The organism is Pseudodesulfovibrio nedwellii (genome assembly GCF_027923765.1).
Classification (GTDB): domain Bacteria; phylum Desulfobacterota; class Desulfovibrionia; order Desulfovibrionales; family Desulfovibrionaceae; genus Pseudodesulfovibrio; species Pseudodesulfovibrio nedwellii.
Map to the genome: position 1 here is coordinate 1,111,746 of NZ_AP026709.1, position 12,317 is coordinate 1,124,062.

The following is a 12,317-nucleotide window of genomic DNA, read 5'->3' on the forward strand; positions in this document are numbered from 1 at the left end:
TTCCTCCGGTTAATTTTTAATACGCAGAAACATCCATTTGCATGCCCTGCGTTCTAAAAAATTTGCAATTTCATACAAAGCCGCGCCCATCATGCTCATTCCCAGAATGCCGGAGAACATAGTCAGATAATCCATGGAACCCCAAGCATCCATTATCATATAGCCCAGCCCTCTGGTCGTGGCAAAAGATTCCACAAAAAAGAGCACAGCCACAGCCACACCGGTGCCCAGTCGCAAAGCGGTAAATCCATGGGGCAAAGCCGCAGGAAGCAGCACCTCGCGCAGGACATCCATACGGGAACCTCCGAGAGAGCGAACGGAATCAAAATATTTCGGATGAATGGAACGAACACCATCCCGTGTTGTCACAAGTATCTGATACCCGAGGATCAATCCAATCATGGCTATTTTCGCAGTGTCCCCCAACCCCAACAAAAGCAGGAATACCGGCAGCAAGACGATCTTTGGAATAGGATATGTCAAAAATACAAACGGCGCGAATATAGCGTCAACACGCTTCATGCTGCCCATAATCAACCCAAGAGGAAATGCCGTCACCCATGCCAAAATCATTGCCATCACAGCACGATACCCACTGACAAAGAAATGTTCCCAAAACTCACGCGTCAGCATGGCCGACAAAAAAGCCCGGGAAGCATCTTCGGGATGTGGCAAGATGACTCCACCCATCCCTATCGCCGCGAACTTCCACAGCACGCCGATGACAAAGATAACCAGCCCATATCGTAAACACGCTTTACACAGGCCTACCATAGGTCCTCCACGGTATGCCTGAGCTTTTTCAAAAGCGAGAAACACGCCTCGGTATCACGAATGGACGCATCACCGAATCCGGGATTATCGAACACAGCCACAGGACTGGCCGGGCGACCAGACATGACCATGATTCGTTTCCCAAGCACCACGGCTTCTTCTAGGGAATGGGTGACCAAAACAAACGGAACTTTACGGACTTTCCATACATCGAGCAAAGCCCGCTGCAATCGTTCACGCGTCAAGGCATCCAATGAGGAAAAAGGTTCATCCAGCAACATGAGACGAGGTCTAGTGACAAAAGCCCGGGCAATAGCCACCCGCTGCTGTTCACCACCGCTCAAATTGGCCGGATAATCGTCATCCCGACCAATAATGCCGACCTCAGTCAACTGTGCGCGGGCCTGCGCCATGCGTTCTTTTCTACCCACGCCTTGCACCTTGAGACCAAGGGCCACGTTGTCAATGACGGTACGCCACGGTAACAAGCCATAGTCTTGCAATATAATAGAAATATCAGAAGATGGCGCATTAATGGGACGTCCTTCAAGCAAAGCACGCCCGGTATCTGGCGCAGCCAGTCCGCTCAGCAAATAGAGCAAGGTAGTCTTGCCGCAACCAGAAGGCCCGACAACAGCCAATGTTTCTTCTTGCCCAAGAGAAAAAGAAACATTTTCAAGAACGGCCTGCCCGTTGTATAATTTCCCCAAATTCTCAGCAGTCAGCATACACTAAGGGATAACCGGAGAGAGAGCCGTCTCATCCGGCACTTTTACTTTGAGAAGCCCTTTTTCAACCATCCAGGTCTGAACTTCATCCAACTCGGCAGCGGACGGCAGCGAGGGCATTGGATACGGATACACAGGGAATTCAGCCATCAAAGGCTTGGGAATGCGACAGGTCTTTGCCATAAGAGACCGATACTTTTCCGGTGAATCAGCCAGACGCTGTACAGCCTCTTTGTATGCAGCGATAAACGCCGTATATCCCTTGGCGTCATCAGCAAAATAGGAATCATGCAGACAAAGAACCGTCAGCGGCATGTCGAGTTTTTCGGCAGTAGCCAACGTTGCCCCACCCTTGAGTCGTGCTAGAGAAAGCAACGGTTCAGGCAACAAAGCACTGTCCACCTGATCTGTCATGAGCATTTGCATCCGAATGGGAATTTTTTTGATTTCAAGCAAAGAAAAATGACCACGGTTCACACCAAGTTGATTTTCCATCTTATCAGCAAGATATTCCATTACGGTGGATCTCGACAAACCAAGGGTACGCCCTTTCATGTCGCCGATATCACGATCTTTGTTCGCCGGAGACAACGCGATGCCAAACATGGGGTAACCGGGAGTCGTACGCCAGGAAGTCAGGGCAATGCGCATGGGCACTCCCTGATTTATCAATAAATATGTGGCAATAAGATCGCCAAAATATCCGTCCAGTTGCCCTGCCTGCATGGCGGTGTCCCGCTCCAACGCAGACGCGAACCGAATCAGTGCCATATCAATGCCGTGTTTTTCAAACAACCCGTCCTGAACACCCACCTGTAATGGCAGTGTGTCTATTACCGGAAGGATGCCGAATCGAATTTTCAGATTCTCCGCATGAGCAGACACGCTCATCAGAAACAACAAGGCAATGGCTATACAGACTTTTTTCATTAATTTCTTCCTCTTGATTTCGAAAGAGCCTGTACCATGCACCAAAAAGAAAGAAAAGGCGAAGAGGTGCAACCCTTCGCCCATTATCGACGCTCTCACGTCACTATAAATAACAAATTAAAAGCCCCTCCCTTTCTAATTCTCAAAAAGAAAGGCCTTCAAAGTCTAATGATTATGGGAATGAGGACGCACAAAACTCCATGCAACCAAGAGCAAGGTGATCACAGCAGATGTCACTCCCAACCAATACGGAGTTACTTCATTCACTTCACCGACAACAGCCGTAATATCCAGTCCGAGAGAGAGATAAAGCAAATCCGTGGCCCACGCCAACGCCAACGAACAGACCACTATGGACAGGACATACATACCTGCCGCACGCTTACCTAACGTCTTAAGCATAACCGTGATGGTTGCACCATTGGTGGCAGGACCGGCAAGCAGAAAAACCAAAGCCGCCCCCGGAGACAACCCCTTGAGCAGCAAAGAAGCGGCAATAGGCGTAGATGCCGTTGCGCACACATACAATGGCAAAGCCACGACCAACATAACGAAATACGACAGGAAGCCGGTTCCGACATATTGATCCAACGCATCGGACGGCACCACTGCGGAAATAATACCGGCAATGACTACACCGACCAGCAGCCAACGGCCGATATCAGCAATCATTTCGCCGAAGGCATAGTTCATACCCAATCGAAACTTGGCACCAATACTCAAATTCTCATCAGTACTACAATGATCATGTCCACAACCGCAGCTACCCACTCCGCACTCATCCGGAGCAGCGACAACACTGGCCATAGGCAACGGCTCCTTCTTGTCGGGAAACGCGTTAACCAATACACCAGCAAAAACGGCGGTAATAGACGCAGCGATGGGCCGAATAACTGTCATAATCGGATCAATAAGTGCATATGTCACCGCCATGGAATCCACGCCGGTTTCGGGAGTGGAAATCATAAAGGCTGTTGTAGCCCCCTTACTTGCTCCCTGTCTGCGAAGTCCCAGTGCTGTCGGGAGGACGCCGCATGAACACAACGGTAAAGGAACACCAACAACGGCTGCCTTGAGTACTGAACCAACAGATTTTTTCCCAAGATGACGAGCCATGTACTCGTCGGGAACAAACCCCTTAAGCAAACCGGCAACAAAGAAACCAAACAAAAGGTATGGGCCAGCATCTACAAGCACATGCCATGATTCGGTCACAACACGTATAATAATATCCAACATAGCTATCTCTCGTCAATGGTTATAATGTTCATATATGAGTAAGTATTCATAGATTGAGACAAAAAAAAGAGGACAGGGGCTCTTACCCCTGTTCCCTGACATGCTCAAGTCCCTGACTGACCAAATTACGCACGTGGTCATCATCCAGAGAATAAAAAACGTTCTTTCCTTCCTTACGATACCGAACCAGCTTTGCAGCACGGAGCAATCGCAACTGATGGGAAATGGCAGATTGAGACATATCCAGAACTTCAGCCAACGCACAAACACACAACTCACCAACAGACAAGGCATAGAGAATGCGGACACGGGTATAATCACCAAGAGCCTTGAACAATTCTGCCAAAAAGAGAAATTCCCTTTCGGACAGCATCTTTTCCTTGGCAGCAGCCACATTCTTTTCGTGTTGTTCAGTATCACTACACGCCATATTGGACATAATTCGCCTCACATGAGTAGTTGTTCATTTGTCGTTAGAGTACGATCTGCTCATATGTTTGTCAAGATCATTTCATACCAATCAAAGAAGAAAAAGCGGTTCCTGATGATATAAAAAATCATCAGGAACCGCTGATATTTATGATTCAACCAACCTTAACCCAGTCCAAGTTTACCCAATGTAAGCTGCTTACGACCAGAATTTTCCAGGATCTTCGCAATGAGTTCTCCGTGCTCCAATCCAGCCTTTCGGACCTCGGCCAGCAGGCCTGCCACAATTTTTTCTTGAGCCAGATAGCTGAAGACTACATCACGGATATCCCGCAACTCGACAAGATGGTCAGCCCACCCCATGCCTTCCTGATACAACATCTTGGCCGAAACAAACGATGCCAACAGAGCCATTTGATGACCTCGCGGCAGATCATTAACGATTCGATCACGATATTTTTCCACGAACACCGCTGGGCAGTAGGACAAAAGGACCTCGACCAGTTCGGAATCATCAGCAACCTTATCAACCGAATCATTCAGGACCAAAGCGACTCTGTCTGCAAGTGAATTAATGGATTCAGACAATTCAAATGACAACTCGGTAATAGTCCGTTTTCCACCAGCCAGCTTGAACTCGCGCATGAGTACTTGCGCCTCGGACCGAGCACGATCTCGCAGAATTTCGATCAATTGCGCCACGTACTCGTCCTTGATTTCCAAGAATTCCTCTTCATTAAGAATGAGTCCTGCCAGGATTTCATAGGAAGAACAGATAACACCGGTCTTATTGGCCGAAGGCCCCGGTACAGCCAGAACCCCAGCTTTTTCCATTTCTGCACGGGCATCAGTGGAAATGAAAATATTCGCACCTTCTACCAAGCCACGTGCTGACGGAGTACCATCCTTCTGCAAGAACTCCTTCCAGTTGGACATATTAATTGTATCAGGCCGCCCACCTGAAGGTATGAAGATATCGGCAACCGCCGTATTGTGCAGTGTGTTGCGTATACGAGTACCTTCCGGTTCATCCGTGGACACCACGAACGCCCCTTCACCCGTCAACTTGGATTTGTCGAAATGAGAGGCTTTGTACTCACCATCCATGAGTCGGAGGAGTTCAGCATGATCCATTCCGTCTGGATCATATGCAGCACCGTGCCCATCGGTCATGGCAATGATCTTCGCATTTTCACCGTAATCACGCATAAGGAAACGCATGACATTGGATGCGACGTCACCGGCGGGCCCGCCGGTAATCTTGACCGTAAACGGGTCCTGATCAGGATTAATGCCAAGGGTACGCAACAACTCATCAGCAAAAACAATAACGCCTTCGGAAGTCACACCGTATTCTTTATGCGCAATACCTGCTCCGGGTTTAGAACTCATGAATGCGCTGGGCCACTTGTACCCACGCTGTTCCGCCCGTGCTGCAATCCACCGAATATGATCAGGAGTAATATTCTCATCCGGGCCAAGGAAAATAATCTCTTCACGACCGAGATGATCAACGATACCAGGCTGAACAAAACCATCCGTACCTTCGGGAATAATCAAAAGATCCAAGAAAGAATCCACCATGGATTTGACGGCCAGATCAATATCCCCATCAGGTCCGAGAAGTATAACCGCTTTGGAGCCCCCCTCGGGAATGTCCTTATTCTTGAACTGTTGGGCTGAAGCGAGTTTGGTCACTTCATCAAACAGTCGGTTGGACTCCATCTCAAACCCTTCCTGACTCCAGGTCCGAACGACACGCACTCCACCACGCGCCGTATCACGATACCGCACCTGGAAGGCAAAACTATATGGACCATGGAAACAATAAACGCCGAACGGTCGCTCTGCTTTGGGCATGGGAGCCAAAATTAGTGGATCAAGTCGGAAACTCAAGCCAAGCTTATGTTCCAAATAATAATTTGTCCGTAATGTGTACCGGAAGAATTTATAGATATATGTCAGGATATCGCGATGAATAGCATTTCCAACATCCCGAATGGCAGCCCGCGCGATCGCACGTTTCTCGGCCATTGCGGCTTCTCGATCTCCGGTAAAATCCGGGTTAAACCGTGCATCAAAATAGTCGAGCAGCTTCTGCGCAACATCCCGATGCTTGAGGATGACGTACACGATCCGACTGGACGTATAAGCGTGCATGTCCTTCTTGATAAGGAACTGGTGTGCAAACTCTCCGGCCGCCTGCATAAGCATGACTTGCTCAAGTTCCCAACCTTCTTCATTGGCAAGGGCATCCAACCCATGAGGGGCAAACCATTTGGTCATTTCAAGCTGACGCTTGAGGCGTAACCACTGCTCACAGGACTCATCAAGATCAATACGTTTCTTGTCCAAATAAAAACTCATGATGACTACAGGCGGCTTCTCACCACGCTCAAACTGATCCGAATACGCTCGATCAACAGGGATACTTTCGCGAGCAAACACATTCACGACCCGCAACAGCAAGGATGTCCGTGGAGGATTAGCCATGGCCACACTGATGCGATCAAAGCCCTGATGGACATCTTTTTCAAGCAGAACCTGCACCCTTTCCTGAGTCTCAACGCAGCCACAGGTTTTGAAATGCCGCAAAACACGGCCCGGTTCAAATTTCTCGATATAATCTTCACTTACCGAACCCAGAAAATTTTTAAATTCTCCACTGTCTTCCGACCCGAGATTCACTGAACCGTCCTGAACCATTCCCATCACGTTCTTGACGGATTGAGCATCGACGGCGCACAAAGGCTGCGGACCGAAAACAAAAGTATCAAGTCGCAAAGAATCGTCACGACTGGAATAAATACGAGCAATCTGGATATCCCGGTCCTGGTACCCTTTGAGGACACCTGCCAGAGCATCCATATCTCCGCCCGGCGTAATGTGTGTCACCTTGGTTCCACACGGACTATGCAGGGCCAAAGATTGCTTCTCCTTGCGAACCATGCCTGAAAGCAGTGCCATGACGTGATTAATCTGTTCTTCTTCGCCATGCGTCAAAAAATAATATTCTGGCATATCGTTGTAGAACCACGGTATAAGATCTGAAATTGATTTTTGGAACCTTTCAACGACCTTTTTCTGAACATTCGTCGGGTCAACAGTGATTTTGTCGCTCATTATGCATCTCCATTACATTTTATGAACATTTTCAACCAATATCCTTGTGCATGGGCTGTGTGAAGACGTCAAGGCTTTGCATAAAATTACACCACACATTTTCGATGGATAATTCACCATGAAGGCATTATAAATTCACACGAAACTCTCTAACGACATGGACATAAAATCCATGACAGCGTATATAACTAACACTTGGTTGAAATCGTCGATATGAACCTGATTGGGAGACCATTCATGAGTAAGAGTGCAATAGACACCGGAATCCTGTTGGAAACAGGAACCAATGAACTTGAAATTCTCGAGTTCTCCATCAATGAAATCCGCAAGGAAGGCGAAGAGCCTGTCCCCAATTTTTTCGGAATCAATGTGGCCAAAGTTATGCAGGTCATTGAAACTCCGAACCTTGACCCGCCGGAATCAGCTCCTCATCCCTCATTTATGGGGACCATCCCTCTTCGTGACCTGATTCTTCCGGTTCTCGATCTTTCTGTTTGGCTGGAACTGAACATGCCAAAAACCGAACGAGACATTGTCATCGTTACTGAATTCAGTAAATCCGTCACAGGATTTCTGGTTTCCGGTGTCACGGAAATCCATCGGGTCGGCTGGGGTGAAGTCATACCACCTTCAAATATCATTTCCAGTAACACTGATGCCATCGTCGGCCTCATCGACAAGGGTGATTATTTTGTCCAACTCCTTGATCTGGAAACCATCCTGACACAATTTGAACCGAAATCTGATAAAGACGTAAAAATCTCTGACGTCCGATACAACGTACTCGTCGCCGATGACTCCGCCACCATCCGGGCCATGATTAAACAGAACCTCACCGAAGCCAACTTCAACCCGATCATCACGAATAACGGCGATGAAGCCTTACGAACCATCAGAGGATTCAGAGATAAAGCTGAAGCAGCGGGTAAGGATATTACCGAATTCGTTGACATTGTCATTTCCGACATCGAAATGCCGCTTATGGATGGGTTTAGCCTGACCAAAAACATCAAGGACGATCCCCTCTTGCACAAGCTACCTGTTATACTGTATTCATCCATCATCACGAAGGAACTGAAGCATAAAGGCGATTCTGTTGGTGCAAACAGACAGATATCCAAGCCTGATTTGAATACGATTCCTGAAATCGCAATTAACCTCATTGAAGGTGGCATAGATTGATTCAGCGCGGCGACGAAGTAGTTGAAATCTTCATAGAAGAAACAGCCGAACGGCTCGACTCCATCGAGTCGGGCCTTTTGCATTTGGAAGAATGTGGTATCAACTGCGATCAGGAGACGGTCAACTCTATTTTTCGCGACGCTCACTCGGTCAAAGCAGGATCCAACCTGCTCGAACTCAAAAGTATTGAGGAGTTGTCACATAAAATTGAGAATATACTGGAGATGATCCGCAAAAAAGAACTCACTCCAAACGAATTGATCATCACAGCGTGTCTCGAATCCGTCGACAAACTCAGAGAACTGGTCGACAACATTGATAACAGCGACACCATTTCCATTCGACTCCACAAACGCATGCTTGAAGTCGCGATAGAAAGAGCACTCAGTTCATAAACGCATACACAAAAAAAAGGCCGCACTTCAATGAAGTGCGGCCTTTTTTTTGTGTATGCGTTTTAATTTTTAATCACTTCCAAAAAATCTTGGGCTTCGCTCATCTGAGAAAATGATGTATTCTTGAACACTTCACTTTCAATAGCGGTCGTAAATTCTTCGTAATTCATTTCTCTAAAATTAATCATCACACCCTTAATCTTGAAATACATCTCCAGAAAAGCCAAAAGAGGCTCATCGACCAGGTGCCTGACCAGCTCCTGTCCATTGGACAGAGAAGTAAACGGCTTATTCATGCCACCAAGATAAAACATATCCAGACCGCTCTCACCATCGGTAATCACACCGAGCAGATTGAACGTATGCAATTTATCCACAAATTCTTCGGTCAAATTGGGAAATTCCATAATATCTTTTTTAGGAAACATCCCGGCAAAGACCATCTGTCCGTCTTCGTCGGCCATAGTATGACGAAAGACATGCTCATCACGATTCTTACGAGCAGCCTTAACCGTTTCATACACATCGCAGGCAAAGGCGAGCTTCAATTCCTTTAAGACTTTCTCGTCCATTCTATCTCCACTGCTAGATGATTCCATAAAGAGGGCCGCCCTTCGCGCCGAGAGCATCGACACGTTTCTCCACTTCAGGATCTGGGTCAAGAGGCGGTGCGTGATACGTCTTGAGACGGGCGTCAACAACAATTGCCTTGTCCGCGCCCCAGTGTTTAGCGTGAGTAAATCCACCCACTCCATAAATATCCGTAGCCGGATCTGAACGGGTAAAAGCTACCCACAAAAAATTATCCCAATCCCTTGCGGTAAAACCGGCATCATCGGCCACCACGATCATAGGGAACTTTTCGATCCCTCGCACCGTGTTCAACATATCGCCAATGCGGTCTAATGCAGGGTCTTGCTGATCCCGTTTCCGACGATGCTTAGGTCCTTTAATAACCAGAATTCCCGGAGCAAAGACCTGCGGGTCTCGGAAGCCTCGCGGTAAATCAATTCCCGAAGGTAGCTCCGTTCCAAGTTCTCGCTTCACACTTCCGGCAGCGGCAAATATCAACTTGGACCCTTGATTCAAGCTAATGCCGGAATAATCAAGGGTATCAATGGTCGTCCGTGTAATGAAATGCAAGTCACGCGTAAGGTCTACCCGTTCCAGCATATGACGGAAAAACCCTGGGATATCATGACAAGAACTGCCACTCGCCATATCTTCACGAGCTGCAATCAGAACGTACTTCGACAGTGATGTCTGAGTATTTCCGAGCAAACCCAGAGCATTGGTCAACAACTCCTGTGGCTGCCGCTCTTCGGCATAGGGGACATACCGTTCACTTCCTACTGCCAAAAGCAAGGGGTGAACACCTGCTGCATCAACAGCATGGACTTCATGTACACCGGCAAAAACAGACGGCACAAGATCGGCTGTCAGCTCATGAATAAACTGACCGAACATGGTATCTTCCTGCGGCGGACGACCCACTGTTGTAAACGGCCAAATCGCATCATCACGATGATAAACCTTGTCCACCTTAAGCACCGGGAAATCGTGCGCCAGACTGTAATATCCAAGGTGATCACCAAACGGTCCCTCGGGCTTCTGCACCCCCTCGACAATGGTACCACAAATACAAAAGTCAGCTTGAGCCGGGACTGGCAAACCGCCATCCCGCTTAACCATGGATATACGGTGCCCTGCCATGGCACCGGCAAAAAATATTTCAGCGAGCCCTTCAGGTAATGGCATAACTGCCGCCAGCGTCATGGCAGGCGGCCCGCCCACAAAGACGTTTACTTTGAGAGGCTCCCCCTTATGCAAAGCTTGAGCATGATGATGCCCGATACCCCGATGAATCTGATAGTGCAGACCTATTTCCTCATCAGGCACATAGTCGTTACCCGACAACTGGACCCGGTACATCCCCATGTTGGACCCGGCAAACCCCGGATTGTCAGGCTCTTCTGTATACACCTGCGGCAAAGTCACATAACCGCCGCCATCCATGGGCCAGGACACAAGCTGCGGCAATGAGGAAACGGAGGTTTCATTCTCCATGATCGGCCCTGAAGAAACTCGCTTCGGCATGGTATTATACCCGGTCAAGGGCGCACCAATATATTTCCACGGACGCTTAAGCAATTCCATGGGATTCATCTTGAGTTTCATTAACCGCTCTACCATATCAATGGTATCACGGAATATAAAATGCATCCGATCTCTGGTGCCGAAGATATTGGCGGCCATAGGGAAACGGCAACCCTTCACATGATTAAAGAGCAGGGCCGGTCCGCCAGCCTGAAAAACCCGACGCTGAATCGCGCCGATCTCAACATTGGCATCAACAGACGCATCAATGCGAACCAGTTCTCCCCTGGCTTCAAGTGCGTCAAGGCACTCACGAGTATTCTTGTATCCCATTGCGGTTCCCGTTCTGTTTACTTTTGGCGAGTTAATCTAGACGGAAATAGCAGAAAAGTTAAGCGGATATTCGAGACTTTTCGGGAACCAGTGATTCAGAGAAAACAAAACGCCTACTGCAAATTCGTCGACTGCCAGACACATTCAAATTGCAATGCATGAAAATGTTTGAATGTCGCCTTTAAATCCATTTCAAGCGGTTTCATCTTGCAAGAGGCAAGATTACGACAAGTGTTACAAAACTCCTTGGGATAATTACACACCAGACAATACGGTCTGAAATCATCACAACTCAAGGAATTCCAGGGACGTTTGTGCCCAAGTACACATTTTTTGTGGAAAAACACACACTCACGGCATTTGTTTGACATAATTACCATTTTACTCATTAAGCCACCTCCAAACCGGGCATATTCTCAGTATTGCATGCAACCACAACAAACATGCTTTTGGAATTATAATCTGAATATTCTTCTAAAAATGATAAAAAGAAACGAGCAACAAAAAAGAATTCCTCAAAATCACGGACACATAGCATAAATCATCAAGCAACACCTTGCCATCATCTCTGTTGATTATACAATTTTATCATTTAAAAACAGTATTATGGAGTCAAAAATGCCCCTCATGCAATGGGATGAAACAATGTCCGTCGATGTAAACGAATTGGATACACAGCATCAGGAACTCATCGCCCTGATGAATGAATCATATGAAGCAATACAGCGGCACGATGAACCTGCCCTGTATCTTCTGATAGGCAAAATGCGCACATATGCCGCCATGCACTTTGAAACCGAAGAAAAGTACATGCGAGAAAACAATTTTCCTGATTTAGAAAATCATCAAAAATTACACAAAAAATTTAATGAAGATGTGAATGAGTTCCAACGCAACCTCTTCAACAAAACAAACTTTTCTCAAATATTTGTCTTCCTGAGTCGATGGTTAACCAATCACATCATGGAACAAGACAAAAAATATTTGGCCTATATTAAAAATGATCCTGTCTCCACTGAAGAGTCAGGATCACTTTCATAAAAAATCATTAAGTCAAACAAAAAAAAGACCCGCCATAAGGTAGGTC

The 12,317-nt window shown here is 47.3% G+C and carries 11 protein-coding genes; 3 read left to right on the forward strand and 8 right to left on the reverse strand.

The features are described from left to right. Positions 1-9: 9 nt before the first annotated feature. From SYK_RS05455 to SYK_RS05480, 6 genes are all read right to left on the reverse strand, one after another. Entirely contained in the window at positions 10-774 is a 765-nt protein-coding gene (locus SYK_RS05455; RefSeq protein ID WP_281762589.1) for an ABC transporter permease, read from the reverse strand. Continuing rightward, a complete protein-coding gene (locus SYK_RS05460) occupies positions 768-1,502 on the reverse strand; it encodes an ABC transporter ATP-binding protein (RefSeq protein WP_281762590.1) in 735 nt (244 codons plus the stop codon). The genes SYK_RS05455 and SYK_RS05460 overlap by 7 nt, the downstream gene beginning before the upstream one ends. A gap of 3 nt (positions 1,503-1,505) precedes the next feature. Further along, positions 1,506-2,432 (reverse strand): ABC transporter substrate-binding protein, encoded by a 927-nt coding sequence (locus tag SYK_RS05465; protein ID WP_281762591.1) that lies wholly within the window; start codon positions 2,430-2,432, stop codon positions 1,506-1,508. Positions 2,433-2,597: 165 nt separating this feature from the next. Then, entirely contained in the window at positions 2,598-3,668 is a 1,071-nt protein-coding gene (locus tag SYK_RS05470; RefSeq protein WP_281763236.1) for an SO_0444 family Cu/Zn efflux transporter, read from the reverse strand. 85 nt (positions 3,669-3,753) lie between these two features. After that, positions 3,754-4,110, reverse strand: coding sequence for an ArsR/SmtB family transcription factor (locus tag SYK_RS05475; RefSeq protein WP_281762592.1), 357 nt, complete (start codon positions 4,108-4,110; stop codon positions 3,754-3,756). Positions 4,111-4,265: 155 nt separating this feature from the next. Further along, positions 4,266-7,223, reverse strand: a complete 2,958-nt coding sequence (locus SYK_RS05480) for an NAD-glutamate dehydrogenase domain-containing protein (protein WP_281762593.1) — start codon at positions 7,221-7,223, stop codon at positions 4,266-4,268. A 237-nt stretch (positions 7,224-7,460) separates the two neighbouring features. Between SYK_RS05480 and SYK_RS05485 the strand changes: the two genes are divergently transcribed. After that, entirely contained in the window at positions 7,461-8,405 is a 945-nt protein-coding gene (locus SYK_RS05485; protein ID WP_281762594.1) for a chemotaxis protein, read from the forward strand. Further along, a complete protein-coding gene (locus tag SYK_RS05490) occupies positions 8,402-8,800 on the forward strand; it encodes an Hpt domain-containing protein (protein ID WP_353618287.1) in 399 nt (132 codons plus the stop codon). The genes SYK_RS05485 and SYK_RS05490 overlap by 4 nt, the downstream gene beginning before the upstream one ends. A 62-nt stretch (positions 8,801-8,862) precedes the next feature. Here the strand turns inward: SYK_RS05490 and SYK_RS05495 are convergent, their stop codons facing one another. Together SYK_RS05495 and SYK_RS05500 are read right to left on the reverse strand one after the other, a co-directional pair. Further along, a complete protein-coding gene (locus SYK_RS05495) occupies positions 8,863-9,372 on the reverse strand; it encodes a hypothetical protein (protein WP_281762595.1) in 510 nt (169 codons plus the stop codon). Between the two features lie 13 nt (positions 9,373-9,385). Next, entirely contained in the window at positions 9,386-11,230 is a 1,845-nt protein-coding gene (locus tag SYK_RS05500) for a UbiD family decarboxylase (RefSeq protein WP_281762596.1), read from the reverse strand. A gap of 627 nt (positions 11,231-11,857) precedes the next feature. On the opposite strand from SYK_RS05500, the gene SYK_RS05505 reads away from it, so the two are divergent. Next, positions 11,858-12,271, forward strand: a complete 414-nt coding sequence (locus tag SYK_RS05505) for a bacteriohemerythrin (RefSeq protein ID WP_281762597.1) — start codon at positions 11,858-11,860, stop codon at positions 12,269-12,271. Positions 12,272-12,317: the final 46 nt, after the last annotated feature.